At 33.0% G+C, this 22364-nt stretch carries 18 protein-coding genes; 4 read left to right on the top strand and 14 right to left on the bottom strand.

All coding sequences use genetic code 11. From position 1 onward, the window contains the following. The first annotated feature begins 83 nt into the window (after positions 1–83). The 4 genes from ACFO3O_RS11575 to ACFO3O_RS11560 all read left to right on the top strand — a co-directional run bounded on the left by ACFO3O_RS11575 (position 84) and on the right by ACFO3O_RS11560 (position 5034). Entirely contained in the window at positions 84–2495 is a 2412-nt protein-coding gene (locus ACFO3O_RS11575) for an alpha-ketoacid dehydrogenase subunit alpha/beta (RefSeq protein WP_379978917.1), read from the top strand. 714 nt (positions 2496–3209) lie between these two features. After that, complete coding sequence (locus ACFO3O_RS11570; protein WP_379978915.1) at positions 3210–3404, top strand: hypothetical protein; 195 nt, start codon at positions 3210–3212, stop codon at positions 3402–3404. Positions 3405–3482: 78 nt separating this feature from the next. Further along, entirely contained in the window at positions 3483–4637 is a 1155-nt protein-coding gene (locus ACFO3O_RS11565; RefSeq protein ID WP_379978913.1) for a DUF4221 family protein, read from the top strand. Then, positions 4597–5034, top strand: coding sequence for a hypothetical protein (locus ACFO3O_RS11560; protein ID WP_379978911.1), 438 nt, complete (start codon positions 4597–4599; stop codon positions 5032–5034). The genes ACFO3O_RS11565 and ACFO3O_RS11560 overlap by 41 nt, the downstream gene beginning before the upstream one ends. 87 nt (positions 5035–5121) lie before the next feature. Here the strand turns inward: ACFO3O_RS11560 and ACFO3O_RS11555 are convergent, their stop codons facing one another. The 14 genes from ACFO3O_RS11555 to ACFO3O_RS11490 all read right to left on the bottom strand — a co-directional run bounded on the left by ACFO3O_RS11555 (position 5122) and on the right by ACFO3O_RS11490 (position 22312). Beyond that, positions 5122–8133, bottom strand: coding sequence for an efflux RND transporter permease subunit (locus ACFO3O_RS11555; RefSeq protein ID WP_379978909.1), 3012 nt, complete (start codon positions 8131–8133; stop codon positions 5122–5124). A gap of 4 nt (positions 8134–8137) precedes the next feature. Continuing rightward, positions 8138–9211, bottom strand: coding sequence for an efflux RND transporter periplasmic adaptor subunit (locus tag ACFO3O_RS11550; protein WP_379978907.1), 1074 nt, complete (start codon positions 9209–9211; stop codon positions 8138–8140). Positions 9212–9374: 163 nt separating this feature from the next. Beyond that, a complete protein-coding gene (locus tag ACFO3O_RS11545) occupies positions 9375–9665 on the bottom strand; it encodes a hypothetical protein (RefSeq protein WP_379978905.1) in 291 nt (96 codons plus the stop codon). A 64-nt stretch (positions 9666–9729) separates the two neighbouring features. After that, on the bottom strand, positions 9730–10728 hold the full coding sequence (locus ACFO3O_RS11540; protein ID WP_379978903.1) for a hypothetical protein: 999 nt from the start codon (positions 10726–10728) through the stop codon (positions 9730–9732). Positions 10729–11377: 649 nt separating this feature from the next. Continuing rightward, complete coding sequence (locus ACFO3O_RS11535) at positions 11378–11869, bottom strand: hypothetical protein (RefSeq protein WP_379978901.1); 492 nt, start codon at positions 11867–11869, stop codon at positions 11378–11380. Positions 11870–11871: 2 nt separating this feature from the next. Further along, positions 11872–13020, bottom strand: coding sequence for a DUF4221 family protein (locus ACFO3O_RS11530; RefSeq protein WP_379978899.1), 1149 nt, complete (start codon positions 13018–13020; stop codon positions 11872–11874). Positions 13021–13137: 117 nt separating this feature from the next. Beyond that, positions 13138–13389 (bottom strand): hypothetical protein, encoded by a 252-nt coding sequence (locus tag ACFO3O_RS11525; protein WP_379978897.1) that lies wholly within the window; start codon positions 13387–13389, stop codon positions 13138–13140. A 113-nt stretch (positions 13390–13502) separates the two neighbouring features. Further along, positions 13503–14174 carry a response regulator transcription factor gene (locus ACFO3O_RS11520; protein ID WP_379978895.1) on the bottom strand — a complete coding sequence of 224 codons (672 nt, stop codon included), beginning with the start codon at positions 14172–14174 and terminating at the stop codon, positions 13503–13505. Between the two features lie 124 nt (positions 14175–14298). Continuing rightward, the gene (locus ACFO3O_RS11515) at positions 14299–15456 is read right to left on the bottom strand and encodes a DUF4221 family protein (protein ID WP_379978893.1); all 1158 of its coding nucleotides are present in this window, start codon (positions 15454–15456) and stop codon (positions 14299–14301) included. Then, entirely contained in the window at positions 15453–18575 is a 3123-nt protein-coding gene (locus ACFO3O_RS11510) for an efflux RND transporter permease subunit (protein ID WP_379978891.1), read from the bottom strand. Before ACFO3O_RS11510 ends, ACFO3O_RS11515 begins: the two co-directional genes overlap by 4 nt. A gap of 70 nt (positions 18576–18645) precedes the next feature. Continuing rightward, positions 18646–19119, bottom strand: a complete 474-nt coding sequence (locus ACFO3O_RS11505) for a hypothetical protein (RefSeq protein WP_379978889.1) — start codon at positions 19117–19119, stop codon at positions 18646–18648. Next, positions 19094–20263, bottom strand: coding sequence for a DUF4221 family protein (locus tag ACFO3O_RS11500; RefSeq protein ID WP_379978887.1), 1170 nt, complete (start codon positions 20261–20263; stop codon positions 19094–19096). The genes ACFO3O_RS11505 and ACFO3O_RS11500 overlap by 26 nt, the downstream gene beginning before the upstream one ends. Before the next feature lie 77 nt (positions 20264–20340). Next, positions 20341–20565, bottom strand: a complete 225-nt coding sequence (locus tag ACFO3O_RS11495; protein ID WP_379978885.1) for a hypothetical protein — start codon at positions 20563–20565, stop codon at positions 20341–20343. A gap of 766 nt (positions 20566–21331) precedes the next feature. Further along, entirely contained in the window at positions 21332–22312 is a 981-nt protein-coding gene (locus ACFO3O_RS11490; protein WP_379978883.1) for an NHL repeat-containing protein, read from the bottom strand. Between the last annotated feature and the right edge of the window lie 52 nt (positions 22313–22364).

Genomic DNA, 22364 nt, shown 5'->3' with positions numbered 1-22364 from the left:
TTTATTGAATTTGTTAACGTGTTTCACTCTTGCTTTTGAGGGTTGTTTTTTGTAATTTCGCACCACTTTAAATAAGACATCCTATGGCGACAACTAAGACTCAAATGACAAAGCTATCTTTTGAAGATTTTAAAGCATCTGTACTTGAAGATTATAAAATAGCGGTAACGAGTCGAGAGTGTAGTCTATTAGGAAGACGTGAGGTCCTCACTGGTAAAGCGAAATTTGGCATTTTTGGAGATGGTAAAGAACTCCCACAATTAGCGTGGGCTCGTGCTTTTAAAAATGGAGACTTTAGATCTGGATACTACAGAGACCAAACCTTTATGATGGCTATAGACCATCTGACCATAGAGCAGTTTTTTGCAGGACTCTATGCACACACAGATATCAACTTTGATCCTATGAGTGCTGGAAAGCAAATGGGAGGTCATTTTGCCACGCATAGCTTAGATGCAGATGGCAATTGGAATAATTTACTTAAACAGAAAAATTCAAGTGCAGACATCTCCCCGACAGCGGGGCAAATGCCTAGATTACTAGGGCTTGCACAAGCATCAAAAATATACCGCCACGTAAAGACCACCCAAAAAGAAAACTTCTCCGAAAATGGAAATGAAGTTGCATGGGGAACAATTGGAAATGCGAGTACGAGTGAAGGTCTCTTTTTTGAAACTATTAATGCTGCAGGCGTATTACAAGTCCCTATGGTCATTAGTGTGTGGGATGATGAGTACGGAATCTCAGTACACGCAAAACACCAAACCACCAAAGAAAATATATCAGAAATCCTTAGCGGTTTCCAACGCACAGAAGATGCCGCAGGATATGAAATTATACGTGTCAACGGCTGGGATTACCCCGCCCTAATCGAAGCGTATGAACGTGCCGGAAAAATAGCACGTGAAGAACATGTTCCTGTACTTGTACACGTTTTAGAGTTAACACAACCGCAAGGACACTCTACCTCTGGATCACATGAACGTTATAAAAATGAGGAACGTCTTGCATGGGAAAGAGCCCATGACTGTAATCTAAAATTTAAAGAATGGATCATCAGTCAAAATCTTGCTACAGAAGAAGAGCTAGATCTTTTAGAAAAAGGGATTAAAAAGGACGTAAGAGACGGTAAGAAAGCCTCATGGAATGCTTTCTCTTATCCTACACAAACCGAACAACAAAAAGTACTCGCCATCCTAAAAGACCTTATTCAAGGATCTTCTAACGGCAGTTTTATACAGCCGCTATATAAAGAGCTAGCAGAAAACAAAGAACCTCTTAAAAGTGATCTCTTGCGTGTTGCACGCAGAGCCTTACAATACGTTGTTGGAGAAACAGCTGAAGCTAAAGAAATGCTTCAAGATTGGGTTACTTCCTATATCCAAAAAACACAACCCGATTATAGTGGGCATTTATACAATGACACAGCAAGCAATGCTACTCAAATTACAGAGGTGGCACCCACCTACTCAGATGATAGTTCGCTTGTAGACGGACGTGTGATATTACGCGAAAATTTTGATCAAATATTTGAATCACACCCTAATACCTTGGTTTTTGGAGAAGATGCAGGAACGATTGGCGATGTAAACCAAGGACTGGAAGGACTTCAAGAAAAATACGGCGAACTCCGTGTCGCAGATACTGGCATACGCGAAGCCACTATCATAGGACAAGGAATTGGAATGGCAATGAGAGGCTTACGCCCTATTGCCGAAATACAATATTTAGATTATGTATTGTACGCCATCCAAATCATGAGTGATGATTTAGCTACCCTACGTTATCGTACGCATGGGCGACAAAAAGCACCACTTATCATCCGTACCAGAGGACACAGACTCGAAGGGATTTGGCACAGTGGATCACAAATGGCAGCTGCGATCCATCTATTAAGAGGGATGTATGTGTTAACCCCTCGTAACATGACCAAAGCGGCTGGTTTTTACAATACTTTATTAGAAAGTGACGAACCAGCACTTATTGTAGAATGCCTGAATGGATACCGACTTAAAGAACAAATGCCAGCCAATTTAAGCGAGATTCGTACGCCTATCGGTGTGGTGGAAACGGTAAAAGAAGGATCTGACATTACTATCCTTTCGTATGGGAGTACGTTACGTATTGTTCAAGAAGTAGCGCAACAATTACTATCTGTTGACATTAATGCTGAAGTGATCGATGCACAGTCTTTATTACCTTTTGATATCCAACATGATACGATGAAAAGTGTTCAAAAAACCAATCGTATTCTTGTTGTAGACGAAGACATGCCAGGAGGCGCTAGTGCCTATTTACTACAACAGATTCTTGACGATCAAAATGCGTACAAATACTTAGATAGCAAACCACAAACCCTTACTGCAAAAGCACACAGACCAGCCTACGGAACCGATGGTGATTATTTCTCAAAACCATCAGCTGAAGATATTTTTGAAAAAGTATATGAGATGATGCACGAGGTAGATCCCGAGATGTATCCTCCAATTAGATAAAAGCAAAGCCCCCTAACCCCCAAAGGGGGAACTCCTATCATTTACTAAAATGATGAACAAATCCTAAATTACAGCTCCTTCCCTCGCTGAGGGAAGGTGGATCTATTGAGGTACGAAATAGAGACGGAAGGGAGTTCTTCGTTGCTATTTCCAAATGTTACTACAATAACACACTCTTTAATCCCCTCTTTCTAAAGGGGAAACTGTTATTTTCCTTTCTAGCACTTGCCTCACAAACAGGTAGGAGCGTATAAAACGACAAAATAGCTCCTTCCCTCAACAGGCCTGTGCTGAGCCTGACGAAGTAGAAGGTGGATATATCGAGGTACGAGATATAGACGGAAGGGAGAGAAAATTAAAACCCTAAAACCCCTTGTGAAACCAAAACAAAAAGCTCCTTCCCTGAGCAGGCCTCCACTGAGTCTGAAGAAGTAGAAGATGACTATATCGAGTCACGAGGTATAGGCGGAAGGAAGAGAAAAGAAACCAAAAATAGAATACTACTCTAAAATAGAACGCTACGCTATTTTAGAGAAACCACATAAATTATTCCTATATAAAGTATTTTTATTATGAAAATAGTTCTTAAAATAATCTACAATAAATTTAATCAAGTAGTTACAAAAGATTAATTCTTAATTAGTATCTTGCTTTAGAGATTCTTTATTATATTTAAACCTAATACAAAATTTCATGAAAAAATTATTTTCTTTATTGTTATTATTTCTAGTTTGCCTAACCTTCATAAATACTTTTGATGCCACAGCACAAATGCCTCCTCCTGTTGATGGAGGTAATATGGGTGTTTGGTTTCTTCATGAGGACGGAGTTCTTGTTGACTGGGGTTGCGCCTTAGATGGTGATCGCTGTATTGGTCTTCCAGAAGTAGTTATTGGTGGTGATAAGTAATATTACTGATTTAAAGTTTTATAAGCGTCTTATTTTTCAATAAGACGCTTATGTTTTTTATTAAATATTTAATTATAAATGAAGAAAATAATTTGGATTTTACTTATTGTAAGCACCTTCTCATGTTCTAAAACAAAAGAAAGATTACCCTTCAAAATTCTAAAAGAAGATGTTCTAAAACTTCCACTTGACATGGATATGTTTGAATATTGGAGAAATATTCAAGTAATACAGAATGAAGGTAATGACTTTATTGCTATCACACATTTTAGAAATGATCATACACTTTATATATATGACCTTAACAACAAAAAATTACATAAAAAAATTACATATAATTTAGAGGGACCTAATGGAATAGGCAAATTGTTTGGTTTTTATTATCATAATAAAGATTCAATATTCATTACAAATAGATTAGGGCATAAAATGTTTTTAACCAATGAAAACGCCGAGGTAATCAATAGTTATAATCTTATAGGAGAAGAAGGTAGAGCAGATACTGAATCGGGAATATCATGGGTACATACTAAATCACCTATAACTAAAATTGGTGATTTATTATATATCCCATCATTACCTTATAAAGACCCTTACAAATATAATTATACTAATAATGGATTATTAATGGAATATGATCTAGATAAAAAACAATTCAAATATTTACTAGGGTACCCAGATATTTATAAAAACAATGGCTATTGGAGCAAGTACAAAAGCGTCCCGTCAATAACAAAAAATAAGAAAAACGAGTTCATTACAAATTATCCTATATCAGAAAATATATACGAAATGACGCCAGAAAATAACAAGTTAACGTTAGTTGGTATTCCTCAAAATGAATTTATTGATAATATTAAACCATTAAACAACATTACAACGGATGAATCTCTAATAACACAGAACAAATTAGGCACTGACGAGTTCTATTCTATTCATTATGATCTCTATAGAAACGTGTATTACCAAATCGCAAGAAAAGCATATGATAAAGAATCTATTAAAAAAATCATTAATGGAGGAAAAGGTACAGCTCAAAATCAGTATTTAAGAGTTATTAATGATCAATTTGAACTGATTGCAGAATATGCATTACATGGAAATGATCAAGAAAGTTATTCAACTTCTATGATTTTCATCTCTAAAGATGGATTATACATAAAGTTAATTCCGAAAAATAATAAAAATGAAGATGAAATTCAATTTAGACGTTTTACTTTTACTCATAATTAACTTATTTTTAGTTAATTGCGCCAATAAATCTTCTCCTGAATGCCTAAGTAAATTAGATATATCTAATAAAACTACTCTAATAATTCCAGTTAAAGGCTGTCAATATTGTATTTCTGAATCATTATGGTTTGCTGAAAAGAATTTAGAAAATAAAAAAATTACCATAATTATTACTGGGTATATTTCTGATAGAGACTTACGATTATCAATTTCTGAAAAATTATATAACTCATCAAAAGTTCGTAAAGTAAACGATATTTCTTATTTCAACTGCCAAGACCTTGTCGAAGGTAAACCTATCTATAAACTAAAATCTAACAAGGAAGAAATTTTTACAATAGACGCCTATACGATTGAAAACAGTCTTAAATTAATTTCTGAAGAAATATTAAAATAATATACTCTTAGTTTTAATTAATAGTGTTTTAAGTTAAGCTTCAAATTATTAGCGATAGCCTGTTAACTTTATTTATTTAGTAGCTTCTCAACGATCAAATACCTTTGTCAAAAAGGAGTATAATAATGGTATAAAATAGAGACTTACAAAAGTACCTATGAGCATTCCTCCTATCACAGTTAATGCCAATGGACGCTGTAATATACTACCTAAGCTATTTGTAAATAAAAAGGGCAGTAATGCCAGTATGGTCGTTAATGAGGTCATCAAAATAGGTTTCAATCGCATCGTTCCGCCTCTTTTTATGGCATCTTGTACCGCGTACCCTTCTTTTCTCAAAAGATTAATCGTGTGTAATTTTAAGATACTATCATTGATAATAATACCACTCATCACTACAATACCAATCGCCGCCATAATGTTAATAGTCCCTCCAAACAGCCATAGCATGAGTAATGCTCCTCCAATATCGATAGGAATTTCTAAAAGAATAATTAACGGTTGCCATAAGGATTCAAACTGAGCCGCCATGATAAAGTAAAGCAATAGCACCGCCACTAGAATCACAACAAGAAGTTCTTTATTGAGCGTTTGTATATCAAACCAACTCCCTGAAAAGCGTACATTATAGGGACTCTCTCTAAATTGATTATTAAGTAAATCAACCTCATCAGCTATCGCATTTTGAGTGGATAGGCTATAGGGCAAAAATTCTCCACTTCTATCGGCTTGAATATTTTTATACTGTGCAATATTCTGTATTTTAATTAAGTTTTTTACAGGAATGGATTCTTGATTCTCATTTTCTATGAACAATGATGCGAGTGTTTTCTCCAAATCAACAGCGTTATAACTAAGCTTAATAGGAATGAATTTTTGAGCTGTTTTTAAATCATCAATCGTATTTTCTCCGAGTGCCGTTTTTAGTTCATCAATAAGATCTTGATACTGGACTCCATAAAGCGATATATTTTCAAAGAGTATTTGAATAATGGTGGTTTCCTTCAAAGGGATGTTACTACGCGTTTTTCCTTCAAATAATTGATCAATAGCTGGGAGTTCTTGCACAGATGGAACCTCTAGGCCATTTTTAGCATAGACATGCGCTTTGAGTGGTGCTTTATCGGATCCGAAAATATATTCAAAAATAGTTTTTGGAGAGGAGAAATACGCTTTCGCGAAAGCGTACTCAGACTGCATCTCTTTTGTAATAGTATTCTGAATAGCAATCAAGCCTGATGAAGAAGCCGCTTCTAAATAAATATCGGCTTCTGAAAACCCTTTGGTTTGCTCTCGTTGCAATACAAATTGTTGCTCTCCCAATAAAGTATAATGGTTTACAATGGCATCTTGGGTGGAGAGAAGTTCCTGAATCCTTCGTTGATTCTCTTCTAATGTGATATTATCATTCCAATCGACCGTTAAAATGGTTTCTTTTTGATTTAAATTAGGAAGTTGCGTGTATGGAAGTATGTTAAGAAACAAAATAGCGAGACCAGTTCCAATAAGCGCTAAGCCGTAGACAATCCACTTTTTCTTAAAAAAGAAATAATAGCCTCTCTCATATAATGTCTCTAGTTTTGCTGTTTTTGAGCGATTGTGAAACCAGTTTTCAATCTTATATTTTTTTGCATGTAACTGCAAATAAATTACTGGAATAATAAGAATAGAAACCAATAAAGAGGAAACCAATCCAATACTCACCGCTAGGGCTTGGTCATAAAATAAAGCGCCTGTAATCCCACTCAAGAAAAGCAAGGGAACAAAAACAGAACAGGTCGTTAATACAGAACTAATCAGCGGAGTGATGATTTCATTGGTACCCCTTGTACACGCTTCAAATAGTGATTGCCCTGAAGTCAGTTTTTGCGTAATATTATCTATGACGATAATCGCATTATCAATCATCATCCCTACTCCTAAAATAAGGCCTGATAAAGAAATAATATTAATGGATATTCCGAAGATATACATTAATAACATGCTTATAATGAGTGATAAAGGGATACTTAATCCAATGATAATAGGAGATTTAAAATCCTTTAAGAAGAAAAACATGATTAAAATCGCCAAGCTGCTCCCAATCCATAGGCTCGATTTTAAATTATCAATGGACAATTTGAGTAATTTGGTTTGGTCTTGATTGGTATGGAATACTAAGTCTGGGTAATCTTCTGTCAATGCTTTTGTGAGAACTTCTAAATCTTCCTGTAGTTCATATACCTGCGCATCTGCTTGCTTAATAATGGATAACACAATCACACGTTCCCCATTTAAAAATACACTCCCCCGTTGTTTTCTAGGTTGTAGTATGACTTTTGCGATGTCTTTTAATTGGAATAACCGATCATCTACCGTCAGATAAATCTCTTCTATGTCTTTTTGCGTACGTAATGGATTTGAGAATTTAAAATTATATTGATAAATCCCATTTTGAACAATGAGATTTCCTAATTCAAAATTATTTTGACGAATCGTATTGGTGATTAAGTCGTTGGTGATGTTTAGGGATATGATCGCTTCTTTATTGGGAATAATGACGAGTTCGCCTTCTATTTGACCGCTCATATCTGCCAAGGCAATATCTGGAAGCTGCTCGACACGTTTTTTAAGCACCGTCTCTGTAAATTCGCTTAATTGTAAAAAACGCTCATCTGTATAGGTTTCTTTTAAACCAACAGTGAGATTTACAATAGGAATATCTGAAGCTGCAGCTTTGATGACTTTAGGTCTTTCTACATCTCTAGGCAAAAAATTAAGTGCTGCATCTACTTTTTCGTTGGTTTCTATAAATGCAAAATCTGTATTGACGCCATAATCAAAAATAAGGTTGATGGTTGCAAAGCCATCACGAGTTTCGCTAGAAATATCTTTAAGCCGAGACACCTGTAATAATTGGTTACGCAGGGGACGGATCACATTGGTCTCTAATTCTCTGGCAGTATTGTTTGGATACGATACCTGAACCGTAATCTGCGGAATAGGGATATCTGGCATTAATGCGGTTGGGATTTTAAAAACAGCCACAATCCCTAGCAATAGAAAAGCAAGGGATGCCATAAATACAGCCACGGGTCGTTTGAGTAGGAACCGTATCATGTGTTTAGTTGTTTTCTTTTACGAGTGTACTATTCACCCTAGCATCATGCGATAAATTGAGATTCCCAGAAACAATGATGGTATCGCCTACGTTGACACCTTCTTTTATAGCATAATGAGAACTATTTTCTCCAGCGACAGTGACATAATTCCATTTTGAAAGTCCCTTATCTACGGTAAAAACAACCTCCCTATTAGAACGAAGCACAAGCGCTTGTTTAGGAACCACTACAACATCTTGGATAGGATAATTAATCAACACTTTCACATTCATGCCATCATATAACTGAATCTCTTTTGAGGTGATTAATGCTTTGATCGCGATTAAACCGTTTTGGTCTATAAGTGGATTAATCTCATTTATTTTACCGGTATACGATACATCTCCTGCGTTATTGAAGGGTTGAATAGATACTTCCTGATCTAGTGATATAGCACCCAACTCTCCTTCTAGAACTCGGAAACTGACTTCCATCGAGTCATCAGAAATAAGCGTACAAAACACATCACCAGATGTAATAAAGTTTCCAACTCTTGAATCTAAATTAGCTACCACTCCGGAGAAGGGAGCTCTTAGAATGGTTTGATCATATAGCAATCTACTATTTTCTAAGACATTGATAGCTTCTTGAACCCCGCTTTTAAATTTTATATTCTTAAGCACTTTAGGATTGATCTCCGATTCTTCTAGTTTACTCACCCCAAAATTAATTTTCTCTTCTACTAATTGGGCTTCAGCTTTTTCTAATGCGATTTGCGCTCTGTCCACCTCATTTTTAAGCAGATCATTATCTAAATAGGCAAGAATATCTCCTTGACGAACTCTTTGTCCATTTCTGATATTGATTTTGGCGATACGATTTCCGGTATTAAACCGAAGCTCTCCTTTTTTAAAAGCCTCTACTTTCCCATTGGCTAAGATTTGTTGCTGAAAGTCTTGGTCTTCTATCACCTGTACAGATACCTGAGGGTTGGAGGCACTGTTTGAAGTAGGGCTAACCTCTTCAAAATCAGTTTTTTCATTTTTGCAATTACAAAATAAAAGGGCAATAAGAACGTAGCCTACGATTCTTGTCATGGAGTATACATTTTACAAAAGTGAAGATAGTAAATATGTGAATAATAGTGAATTGTAAAAGGTTGTTTTTTAATGATGAAGTAACTAATGAGGAGCATGATTTACAACAAATAGAATATTTACAGGAATTTTTCAATTATAAAATCATCATTAGATTTTGTGATTAGAATGGCCCCACTTTCTTTTTAAGTTTTTCAATTTTTCTAGGTAAGATTCTATCTTTTAACGCTACCCATTCAATAATTGGATTTATTTTTTTTAAAGTTTTAAAAAAGGCTTTGCTGTCGTTTGCATAATAAAGTCCAACTACATTGTGTTCATTAATCATTCTGATTTTTGACACATTTTCAAAACAAACAGAGCAATCAGACTCTGTTATCACTAAATCTGAATAATTTTCGTTCTCTGAGACTTTTAAAAATGACGCGATTTCAGCTTGAATTGAGTTATTCACGTTTTCTTTATTACCACAGGAGGCTAAGAGTACAAAAATTAACAAAAAAGAGTACAATATAAATTTATTCGTTTTTTTTAGTTAGAGATAAAACATAATAAGTAGTAGTTCCATTCAAGTCGCTTTCTTCAGTTGGATATTTTTTTGACAAAATATAGTCGGCAGATTCAATAAATTTGACCTCCCCATACTCTTTAGGAATCATTACATCTCTGGATACCTTCTCTTCATTCAAAAAATATGAAATGTAATATTGAGATTGAGGTCTTTCTGTGTATGGGAAACCTTCATGTTCATCAGCATATCTTCTGATAAAATCTCTCGAAAATCCCTCTTTATAAACAACAAAGAGATTCGATTCATTCGTATAAACTCCTTTTATTATGGGACTACAGAATGCTTGAGCTATTGACTCTTCCATATCAGTAGTTGCTCCAAATTCAATTTCTAACTGGTTATAATAATCTAAATTCAATTTAACTTCTCTTTTTAGTTTTCCATGAAGTTCTAATAAATCATACACATACATATTTGCGCCATTTGAATTTATGTAAAATAGTTCATTTTTAGTTTCAAAAAAACCGAAAAAATGGTTGTAGGTGTAGGGATGAAAATAATCTTTAGTAAATAAATCTTTTTGAGGAAATCTTACTAAACTAGACTCTTGATTTGATTTAATATTAGATTTCACAACTATTTCTGAAGGATATTCATAATACTCAAGCCTACCCGTATTTCCCTCTGGAATTCTAACATAATAAACTATTGAATCATTAACCAGTTTAAAATTAGATATAGGAGCAACCGTATAATTATCGAATCTCATAGATTCAATGTAATTCCCTTTTAAACCATACATATTTATTTTATTGCTTGAGGACACTCCATAAATTGAATCTGATAGAAAAAACAAATTAACATCATTAATCTTTCCATGACTTATATCATCTTGTCCAAAATTACTATGAATACTAATTTCGGTTGAATCTAAATCCATTACTGCAACATCATTACTTGCCCTATTAAATAACAAGAGTCTTTCTTCATTTTTATCTACTAACACCGCATTGGGAAAATCAACAATTCATGGAATCAATTAAGGTTGCTTTGTATATAGAATTATACACAAGGTCTCTAGAAGGTTTCTCTTTACAGTGAATCATTAATAAAACCATTATGAAAAACGTCAAAATTTTAATTGTTTTTTTTATCATATTCTATATGTAGATTTTTCCGATATAAACCAAAGGATACTTTTTAATAAAATGTTTTTTTTTAAGTTATGAATGCTTAATCTAAAGGCAAGATGTGACATATTAATATTACACATAAAAACCAATCAACAATAAATAGCTGATTGGTCTATAAAAGTAAAATATTAATTGATTATTTTTGATTTCCTGTTGCACAAGGTGCCTTACATCCTAAAGTTCCAGTCGAACATACAAAAGTATTTCCTTCATCTCTAAAATATCCACTATAATCACATAATGTAGGCTCTTCAAGGCTTTTCGGGTTCTGCCTTTTTAACTTGTATAAAGTTAGATGTTATAACTATTTTTTATTGCGCATACGGCGGGAAAATCAAAAAAATCAAAATATTAGTTTTAACTCTTTAGTATTTTAGAGTTAAATATCGAGTACTAACTACTCCCAATGAAGACATCTATTTTCTAACTTTTATTATATCTAAACCCCCAAGAAATATCTTTTCAATACCCCAAGTGTTTACTCATTAATGAATAAACTTCTGAGTTTTCAGGTTTTAAAAAGGTTCTAGATTTTATTTCTCCATGTGTAAACAAAACTACTTCAGGGTAAAATGATACAAACCCCATATTTTTAAATTCGTTTTGTTTATCAACAATAACATTAGCGTGATTAAGTATCTTATGATGAGAACCTAGCAAAAGTTTTAATCTTTTAAAGTCATTGATGTCTGTCCAAATGACAACAATATCCTTTAAATCTCCTTCAACCATCTTGTCTATTACAAACGATTGAGTAGAACCAACACAACCATTACATCCTGCATTAGGTATCACAACTACAAGTTTTATATTTGCAATATCCAAATCAACTAGATTTTTTTCTATAAATGAAATGATTTTTGATTGGGAAATAGAAGAGTCAGGAGTTGGAGTACTAGGTTCTTTACATCCATGTATAAAAATGAAAGCAATAGAAAATATAAAAAATCTCATGATCACTCTATTGTAAAAATATCAAACGTTAAAAAATTATCATCTTCATTATATTTTTCTTTATTGGCTATATACAATCCTTTTTCTCCAACAAAAGACATGTCATATTGATATTCCGTTGGATTCATTTCATGTTCAAGAATTTTATTGAATGTATCATCCATGACCATAATAATTGTGTTGGGAAAAATCCCTTTTGAAAAATCAGCATACGTATTAGGTTGTATACCTATTCTATAATAATAATCATTTGACCAATCACTCAGAATCCCCCAATATTTAGGCGTTGAAAAACTATATTTCCCTCTTTCAAGGTAATCAGCAGCTTTTTTGAAGTCTGTACTAAAAGGTTTTGCATCTTCAGAATTGATGTAATCACTTTTTACATTGTATGTATTAATTTGAGAAGGTAATTTTAGTTGTACGATTTCATCACTAATCGAAAATGCAAGAACAAAAGTATCTTCATTCTTATTATAGTCATAATATAACCTAGCGATGCCTTCCCAATTACCGCTATTTAGCTTATCAGGATTAACCCCTCGAAAAAATGTTTTCTTTTTCTCTATGTCATATTCAATAAATGAATTTTCATAAGTACCTTGAACTTGCTCTTCTGGTGCTACACAAGAAATATACAATTTGCCATTTATGTATTTAATAGGTGAGAACGTACTCCCTAAGGGAACTGGTAACTTTGGATCAAACTCCTTCAATAATGGATAACTATTTTTAACTTTTCCTTCATAATCAACTTGAAAAACCTCAAATGTAAATTTTGATAATACAAAAATTGAATCTTTGTTATGGTAATAAAAACCACCTACTTCTCCCTTAACAGAGTCTGGCCCTTCGGTTTGTAATTTTATTTTCTTTGTTAGTTTATTACCAACATCACTTAAATCATAGATATTAAGTGTATTAGACGATAGCGGTAATGTTATTAGCAATTGTTCAGCATCTATATATTGAATATTTTCTGCATAAAAACTAGTTTCTAAATCCAAAGGTATTTTTATACTACCTGAATTCACTAAAGATTTAGAGTATTCTTTGGGTTTTGGTGTGTCACTATTTTGATTGGAACTTTTTGCTGAAAGCAATTCATTCTGATTGGACTTATAATGGTTTTCACAAGCTATAAAACTCATTGAACACAAGCATAAAAAAATAAAAAAAGACTTGGACATAGATTTTTTTAGTTAGTTTAGGTGCTCCTCTAAAAATGAAATTATTAAATAGAAAAACACCCTAAAAGAATATAATACTTATTGAATGTCCTTGATAACAGTTCCTCCGCATTCATTTCCGCCAGGATTACAAGCAAACCCTTGATTATCAGGTCTTGTGTCACATCTCCCCAAATTACCTCTTGTACAAAAAACTACAGGAGTACGATTTGCGTCAGTTTTGACACTAACTTCTTGATTCAAATCCATAATTTCAGTCGAAATTGAACTAGATGTAAATGAACAAAGTAAAACAAAAGAACTAGCTAAAAAAAAATATTTTTTCATCATACTAATTTTAAACACCTACTCTATCTAAGGCTTTTCGGATTCCGCCTAAATCTTCCTAAAGTTATTAACAATAAGCGTATTACATTGCACTTTTTGCGCAAAAATTAAAAAAATCAAGATATTAGTTTTAACTCTTTAGCCTTTACTATCAAATCTCGAGTACTTCCATTAGAGACATCTAATTTTTCCTTAAGTGCCTTTTTTCGATATTCAATAGTACGTTTAGATACGTGTATGATTTTTTCTAGTTCTTTGGTTGTAGCTCCTAAGGAAAGCTCATTCAATAATTTTAGGTCAATAATATCTATATCTAAAAGCTCTAAAATATCAGTGTTTAAACCGTAATGGTTTTTTTCATTTGTTTTTAATACGAAATCTTTATGCAAGATCTTCTCTACGGTCTCTTTTAATACTGCTGTCGTTAGCTCGTATTTAAGTAAATATAGTTCTGGATAGACATCATTCAATACTTCCTGATATACATCTTGATTCACCACAGACGAGATCATTAGTATTTGAGTTTTCGTGTTGTTCTCCCTAATATACCTTCCGATATCTATTCCAGATGTCCAACCATTGTGGGGATCAGGAGGGATTCTTACATCTAGAAAAACTAGATCAAATACTTGTTTTTGTTCTTTTAATACATAAAAAGCCTCTTGACAAGAACTACACTGATGTATCGAAAACGTATATGTTCCTGATTGCTCTATATCCTTAAAAACAGATACATAAGCATCTCTTACAATGGCTTCATCTTCTACTAGTAAAATTTTTCTTTTCATTTTTTTTATGTGAGTACAAGGTATATCGATGAAACCATCTTGGCTACTCACATAGCAATGAGTAGGTATACCCTTATTTTAATAAAACACGCCACCATGAAGTATCTCAACAAATACAACCACCCTATTTTACCTCATAGACACCAAAACGGATATTGTTTTCCGACGGTTGTTCTTTTAACTTGAAATACAGTTTATTTTCTAAAGTAAATCCCGTATGATAACGAATCGTGTTTGGAGACAACTCTAGATGATTTACTTGATCTGTTTTTAGATTATACACAATTAAATAGTCTCCCTTTGAAGTAAGTTCTTCTTCTTGTGTCTCTGGATGTATCGTTGTTGTATTCCCTTTGGACAACACTCGATAGAGATACTCATCATTCACCATCAAGTCTTTATAGAACGGATATTCTCGAGCTATCTTATACGTACTATTTCTAAATTGGTCAAAATAATCACTGTTACTGGATATAGTAACCTCATTGGTGCCCGTATATACCTTTTTGATGAGTTGAAAGTCTTTAAAAATATATACCGTATCAGAAACCGGCGTACTTGCGTATAAACATTCTTTATTTCGCTCAAAAGAAAGTCCCATAGCAACATACCGTTGTTCTTTACGAAGTTTTTCTTTTAATTCTAAAATTTCTTCATATTTAGGAACGAGAATGCTCTCTTTCATATACTCTGAAAGTATGGTGTCCATCGTAACGGGTAAAACTGCTTGAAGGTTAGGGGCGCTCTCTTTTTGCACATAAGAAGTAATTCCTGAGTATAGCTTCTTGTCTTTAAAATAAGAAGCATTGTTAAAAGAAAGTATTTTTTCACTTACAGATGTTGTGCTATTAGTAGCATCTCCAAAACGACCTTTAATGAGTACTTCTCCTTTATTATTTATCAAATAGTGATCTTTTTGTCCTATTACAAAAATAGAATCTAGCGTATGAATAAAATAGCCAGGAGCTAATTGACCTCCTAAATTGATCCCATTGGGACCTTCTTTATCTAAATTAATTATATCCACAACTTCTTTTTGTTCAAAATTATAGATATAAATAGCATAATTAGTAGGATTAAAGAAGCTCAAATAAGCCGTGTCTTCAATGTTATTTAATTTGACATTGACGCGTTGGTTCGTTTGTTGATCAATCGGAATACTAATTTCACCCACTTTATTAATACTCAAAAAATCTCCAGCATTAGATTCTTTGTGGTCACAAGAAATCCCTAGTAGTATAGAGTTAATAATACAGAGTAGTAAGAAGAAGTTCTTTTTCATATATCAAGCGTTTTACTTTTTAAACTAAATAAAGGCAGGTAGAGTAAAATCCCTACCAAAGAAAAAACAAGCCCGCCAATAGTCCCTACCCCTAAAGCAAACCAAAACACTTCATTTTGGCCATCTTTCACAAAAGGGATAAATCCTAAAATAGTAGAGATCACCGTTAAGAGTATCGGAAATATCTTCTGATTAAATGCCTGAATATAATGCTGTAGTGAACTGCCTCTCTCATTTTTTATCAGTTTATTAAAATCATTAACAATAAAAATAGAGGCGTTTACCGTAATACCACTCAACAAGACAAAACTAGCTAAGCCCCCTTGATCAAAATTAAAATCAAACAGATAAAACGTTAGAAAAACACCTATAAATGAGATTGGAATCACACTCAAAATGATAAAAGGCTGTTTAAAGCTTTCAAATAAAATAGCACAAATGGTATAGATGATTCCTAAGACTAACAGCAACAGCCAAGCATACTGTTTATTTTCTTTGCCTTGCAATAAAAACCAATTTTGGTTATCCCGTTCAAAAGAATAGCCTAAGGGTAGTTTTACCTGTAAACTATCCAATGTTTTTGTGAGGAATTTATTACCAAATTTGGCAGAGCCTGTATATTGAAATTTTACTTTCCGCAAGTATTCTTGATTCTCTTTATCAATACTTTCTTCTTCTCGCTCTTTTGTAATGGTAACCATCTCTTTTAATGAAACGGGAGACGCCAAACTGTCTAAAGGACTATTTTTGATGTGCCAAATATCAAATGCATTAGCCTCTTGTGCTTCAAACCGTACGGCTGTCGATATCCCACTAATGGTCAGGTTCAGATCTTGTTGCTTTTGTAGGGTCACATTGCCTAGTTCATTAATCATCGATTGCGGAGATAGGCTATTAAGTGCCAACTGCTCCTTGTCTATGGTAAAGCGATATTCGTAACTCGGTTTTCGTAACCAATAATTGTTATCCGTAATCAGTACTTTTTGAACCCGAGGATGTTTTTCTAAAGTGACTTTTAAACTATCTGCCCAACTATTCAATTGATCATAATTATACCCTTTTGCCAGGACACTAAAATTTACAGGATCATTCACACCTCCCCCATTATTAAACCCTTTCCCAACCCCATAAATATTCCAATCAATGCCTCCAAAATCTAGGGCTTTCCTGATAAGTCTTGATTTTAATATAAACGGAAAAGAAGAATTAGCATACCCTTCTTTAAACACGATTTCTATCCGAGCAAAATCTCCGCTAGAAACTTGAGTGGTGTATTGTCCTATTTCTGGAAATGTATTTAAATAATTTTCAATACCAATAAATACCTCGTTCATTTGATGCACCGTTGCCCCTTTTTCCATGGCTGCAGTCACAAATAATTTTGTTTCTTCATTACGTCCATAATAGGCACTTTCAAAAGTATAGTATGAGAAGAGCCTAAAACTGCCTCCCAAATAGGTATCTATATGCGGACGAATTTCTTCGCGAAACCATTCATTTCCTAGTGTTGAATTATAGGCTTTTTGATACCAAGTATCATTCTCTTCCAAGGTTTGAGGGAGCATAAAAAAAGGAATACCAAATATTAAAATAATACCCACAATCGCCCATTTTTTAAAGCGAAGACAAAATCGTAAAAAACGCTCATATCCCACATAAAATCGTTCTTTTCTTTTTTTCGCTTTAAGCGAAATAATTTTTTCTCTAAATGGAATCTTTTCTAAAAGTGCGGGAATAAGGTATAACGCAATCGCTAGGGAAATACCAAGATTGATAATCATCACTTTTGCAAAATCAACCAAATTTACTTTATACGCATCATCCAAAAAATTGATAATACTAAGTGCACCTACAGTCGTAAGTGTAGAGGCAAGGATGGGAATAAATACATTCTTATTTTTCTGATGCCTCAAATGGTCTATCATGACAATCGCATTGTCTATGATTAAACCTAGAGAGATCGTGATGCCCGCTAGGGAATACAATTGAATCTCAACTCCAGAAAAATAGTAACATAAAAAAGCAACCCCAATATTGGCTAGTAAACTTAACACACTTACGAGCAGGTATTTAAAACTTCTACTCACCATGAGAATAAATAAAAGCAAAATTAACACCGTATAAGCGCTACGTTCATAGATCTTACCTAACTCTTTTTGCAGATACACGGTGGTATCCTGAGTTTTAATGATGTTGATTTCACTAGGCATGGTTTTCCTAAGTGCTGCGATACTGGCTTCCACTTCTTTTTTAAGGGCGATGGTATTGGCTGTCTTCACAGCATATAGTGCCATGGTAATTGCATTATTCCCATTAATTCTGTAATAATTTGTGGCTTCTTGCTCTTGTTCTTTGATCGTAGTTACATCATCTATATATAAAATGCGATCTCCTACTTTTTTGATGGGAATGTGCCAATTTAAATAAGAATCGTCTGGTTGTACCGCTAAGGTGATAAACTGATCTTGATAATTTAATTCGCCTAATGATGTCCGTTCATAAGCTTGCTGTAAGGCGTTTACGAGATCTTGTTTGGCAAGACCTAGTGCTTGTAATTCTACATTCTTGTACGTGATTAAAAACTCTTTAGGTTGTGCTCCATAAACCCGCACTTGGTCAATATCGGCGATGCCTCCAATAATAGGTTCTATTTGGGTTTTTACAAAGTCTTGAATCTCAAAGGGAGGTAAGGGCGCATTGATGCTATAAGACATGAAAGCACGCGCTTCATCATCATCTGGCCTATTGACACTTAACGTGGGATAGCTCACACGTTCTGGTAGCTGCTTATAGACTTGTCTAATGATGGTAGCGGTTTCAAAACGAGCAATATCTATATCGGTAAACTTATCAAAAGTAAGGGTAATGTATCCCCTATTTTTGGAAGAACGAGAGGTTACTTTTTCAAGCCCGCGTAAAGTACTAAACCCTCCTTCTAGAATAGACGTAATATCACGTTCCAACGCATACGGAGAGGCATTGGGCCAACTATAACTTACGGTAATAGAAGGTAAGGTGGTACTTGGGTTGAGCTTTACGGAAAGTTGAGGAATCACCAAAAAACCAAGAGCAGTGAGTATTCCTGTAATGATACATATTTTAAATGATGATATTTTCAAATCCTTGTACTTCTTATGAGCTTTTTTTAAAAAGTTTTTAACGCAAGATGAGTTTAGTGCTTAAATTATTTTATCTATTAGCATCAATATATGACGCTGCTTCGTTTAAAACAAAATCATTTACCTCTAAAAAATATATGCAATTACCATTTACGATGTGAATTAAAAGTGGTTTTGAAAAACCTGTACGAAATGAATACACGAGTTCCTCTTTGTCATATAAAGTTTTAGAAAAAGTATTTTCTATTTTTTGAATTTTCCCTTTATATTTATTAGCTACATCATCACCAACAAGAATTGGCATTAATCTATTATTATCAACATCTTGAAGCATGTCAAGATTTATTTTTATACAGTTTTCACAATTATTTGAAATTGGAGTGATGTACAAAATAGTATCTTCTATTTCATGAAGTTCAACACTATGAATTTCTGATAGATAGTTTTCCAATCCATCAAAGTATAGGTAAGAGCATTTTGAATTGGTTTGACAAGCAAAAAATACAAATGCAATAAGACTAATCAATAATCTGGAATGTTTCAAAATGTATGATGTTTTCGTTATCATTGTCTCTGTAAAAAACAGTTAATCCTTTTTCATCTGGAATTAATTTAAAATAATTAAATTTAGAATCCTTGAATACTATTTCACCTTTTGCTACTAATTCTCTATCTAAAACAATTACACTAAAATCTCTATCATTAAATGGATGGTTAACTCTTCTTGTATCTTTATTAATTAAATCTTGATTATGAACAACAATTCGATAATATTCATCTGTATATTTATTGAAAACCAAATTATTGTAGTTACCTTCTTTAACAAGTACATCACTAATAATTTGAGAATCAAACTTCCTTGGGACTAATTTAAAATTTTCTAAATAATTACTTTTTGAATTGACTTTTTTAATTAGGTTATTAGAATATAATTCATATTCATAAAGAGAATGATCCCTTCTATGCGAAACGATATATGAATTGGTTTCAAAGTTTACAATAAATGAATTTTGAAAATCAAACGTAAGAAAATCTTTACCTTCACGAATAGGATCAGAGAATAATCCAAATAAGTGATTCATTTCATTGTTTTCTGTATCGTAACTCACAATAAAAGGTTTGTTATAAAATGCCTTACTTTCATAAAAATTTAAAGGAGGAATCGATCTTAATAAGATGTTTTTATTTTTTGAATCAAAAAATATATTTCTTCGACTAGTTGCAGAAGGATTCATAAAATCTGAAGAATGAAATTTTTCTGTAGCCTCTGCTAAACTAATCACAGAAGTTAAATCCCCATTTGAATTTATGACTCCGATTTTTTGACTGTTATAACTGTAAAGAAAAATAGAATCTGAATTATGATAATAGAAATCATCAATCATTAAGTCATGCTTGATAAACGAGGGATCTTCTGAAAAATAAATTTCTTTTATTATTGATTGATTTTTTAAGTCCAATATTTCCATCTTGTCATGAAGATTTATCAAACCTATAAGAAATTTTGTTGAATCGGTTTTGATTAAATCAACATTGTAAGAATACTTAAACATTAAATTTGGATCATTAATCGTAAAATGATCTACAGTATTAACTTTTAATATTTTTAGGCTATTTTCACTTTTCTCTTTTTGACAAGTATAAAAAGAGAAAGATATTATTAGTACATAAATAAATCGTAAATTCATTATTGAGTATAAAGTATTAGTATTATTTTGAAAAGGAGATAAAAAATTATCTCCTTTTCATTTAAAAATTAAAACTGTTATCTTCTAGGAGGCTGACAATCCCATCCTATTGTTAGTTGACATAAAGAACCACTACCCTCACATTTATGAGCTACTCCAGAAGTGCAACCTTCATTTTCTTGCTGAGTATAAGTTGACCCATATGTCTTTGTGTTACCAATCTGAGCATCAACATCTTGAATAGAAGACAAATAACTTCCTGCAATAACGGCTACTAATAAAATTGCTTTTACTTTTTTCATAATAAGTAATAAATTTAAAATAAGCCTACTCTAAAAAAAGGGATTTTCGGCATCCTCCCATATACCTGTAAAACGTGATATAGCTTTCTATACACGTAATTTCTGGTTTAAAATACATTGAAGATGGTATCTTTTAGGGAGGATAACACCTGATTCTCAAATATAAATGTTTTTTTAATTGTAAAAATGATTTTAACCATAAGATTTAAGGGTGAAAAACAAAAATCAGTCTATCTGCTTACTAGATAAAAATTGAGTTAAACCTCACGGCCTGCGTATCTTTTTAAAAGTCAGTATTGTAGAACTTACAAACCATTTTAAAATAGTAATTAAGATGAAAGGTAATTTTTGTATGCTAACTTACAAGCATCATGAAATCTTTTGAGCTGACTTTATATGCTTTCGCGAAAGCGTATAAAAAAAGATCTATTCAGGTTCTTGTGAAAAGACATCATAACGAGCGATATCCTATCCATCATTACTGTTTAAAATTCAATAGAAAAATGCGTTATACCAGTTATTAATTGAATTTACTGGAAAAGAAAACGATGATTTTTTTCTTTATATGAGAAAGAAAACTAAAGCATAGCCTAAGCTACGGTTTCTTTTTTCTTGTGAAATAGAAAGGGAAAAAGGGTGTTTTATTACAGTAAATTCAATTGGTAAATGGTATTAAAAACAGGAAAAGCATGAAGAATTACAGGAAGGGTTCTAAACTGCAGGAAAAGAAATGAAGAGAAAAACCAGAAGGATGCTACACGCTCATTTAAAGTTGAAATTTCATAAGATTTCCTGTAGATGTATTAAAAGAAAGTAAATCCGTTTTATTGGCACAAAGTGCCGTGAACCAGCCTTCTCCTAGATCTAATATGCGTGTAATAAGTAATTCTCCATTTTTATTGACTTTTATCTCTAACACTTTATTAGATACTGGCCCTTTGTCTGATTGTAATGTTAGTAGGACATACAAGGTGTCTGAAAATACATGCGCATCTGTAGCAAGTATATAATAACTATTTTCTTCTGTAGGATTTCTTTCTAAAAAATCCATATGCTCCTGAATTATAGGAATGTCACTATAATCTAATGTAGAAAGTTTATTTTTATTAAGATCGTAAAAAGTAATAACAGGAAGATTATCTGATATGCTAATCATACCGTTTGAGTGCATTAGTACATGTGTATAATTTTGAAGTAACGTCTGACTTAGGTTTGGAAATTTATGAATCTCTCCAAAAGAAGAGATTTTATGATCAGATGTGAACTGACTTATACTGTTTTGTGACTCTGGATCTGAAAAATAAAAGGTGTCCTTTATAACTCCAAACCGGAGTGAAGTTCCTCCGCCAAGCATTATTTGAGGATTTATTGTTTTGATATGTATATCTCCTTTAAAAACTTCTACTGTCTGTTTACCATCATTTACAGCATATATGAAGTCATCAGAAACGGTGATACTACCTGCTCCCCTAAACTCTCCTGGTCCCTCTCCCCCATTACCAATGGTATTTTTAAGTACTAAGTCTTCACTAAGAACTAATAGTTCGTTTCTCGTATAGTCTGCTAGATAAAATTGATTGTCCTTAAAATCCATAGATCGGATATCAGCGATATACGAGTTATCAGAAAGCTGCCCCAATTCTTTTTCTATTGATAGTGTAACAGTAGCAACTTCTGTAGAAGAATCAGACGTAGAACAAGCGTATAACAAGAATAAAAAACTTGATATGGATACTATTTTTTTCATAAAAAATAAGAATTAAATGACTAAGGAGTATGTGAAGTAAATTTAGCGCATA

The sequence above is a fragment of the Dokdonia ponticola genome (genome assembly GCF_042653865.1).
Taxonomy (GTDB): Bacteria; Bacteroidota; Bacteroidia; order Flavobacteriales; family Flavobacteriaceae; genus Dokdonia; species Dokdonia ponticola.
Note: the sequence above shows the minus strand (reverse complement) of the source record. Positions and strands in the feature narration are given on the sequence as shown.

What these genes read in the sequence shown, in the direction of transcription:
- ACFO3O_RS11575 (WP_379978917.1), top strand. Translation starts at nt 84, where the DNA reads ATGGCGACAACTAAGACTCAAATGACAAAGCTATCTTTTGAAGATTTT.
- ACFO3O_RS11565 (WP_379978913.1), top strand. Translation starts at nt 3,483, where the DNA reads ATGAAGAAAATAATTTGGATTTTACTTATTGTAAGCACCTTCTCATGT.
- ACFO3O_RS11560 (WP_379978911.1), top strand. Translation starts at nt 4,597, where the DNA reads ATGAAATTCAATTTAGACGTTTTACTTTTACTCATAATTAACTTATTT.
- ACFO3O_RS11555 (WP_379978909.1), bottom strand. Translation starts at nt 8,133, where the DNA reads ATGATACGGTTCCTACTCAAACGACCCGTGGCTGTATTTATGGCATCC.
- ACFO3O_RS11550 (WP_379978907.1), bottom strand. Translation starts at nt 9,211, where the DNA reads ATGACAAGAATCGTAGGCTACGTTCTTATTGCCCTTTTATTTTGTAAT.
- ACFO3O_RS11535 (WP_379978901.1), bottom strand. Translation starts at nt 11,869, where the DNA reads ATGAGATTTTTTATATTTTCTATTGCTTTCATTTTTATACATGGATGT.
- ACFO3O_RS11530 (WP_379978899.1), bottom strand. Translation starts at nt 13,020, where the DNA reads ATGAGTTTTATAGCTTGTGAAAACCATTATAAGTCCAATCAGAATGAA.
- ACFO3O_RS11525 (WP_379978897.1), bottom strand. Translation starts at nt 13,389, where the DNA reads ATGATGAAAAAATATTTTTTTTTAGCTAGTTCTTTTGTTTTACTTTGT.
- ACFO3O_RS11520 (WP_379978895.1), bottom strand. Translation starts at nt 14,174, where the DNA reads ATGAAAAGAAAAATTTTACTAGTAGAAGATGAAGCCATTGTAAGAGAT.
- ACFO3O_RS11515 (WP_379978893.1), bottom strand. Translation starts at nt 15,456, where the DNA reads ATGAAAAAGAACTTCTTCTTACTACTCTGTATTATTAACTCTATACTA.
- ACFO3O_RS11500 (WP_379978887.1), bottom strand. Translation starts at nt 20,263, where the DNA reads ATGAATTTACGATTTATTTATGTACTAATAATATCTTTCTCTTTTTAT.
- ACFO3O_RS11495 (WP_379978885.1), bottom strand. Translation starts at nt 20,565, where the DNA reads ATGAAAAAAGTAAAAGCAATTTTATTAGTAGCCGTTATTGCAGGAAGT.
- ACFO3O_RS11490 (WP_379978883.1), bottom strand. Translation starts at nt 22,312, where the DNA reads ATGAAAAAAATAGTATCCATATCAAGTTTTTTATTCTTGTTATACGCT.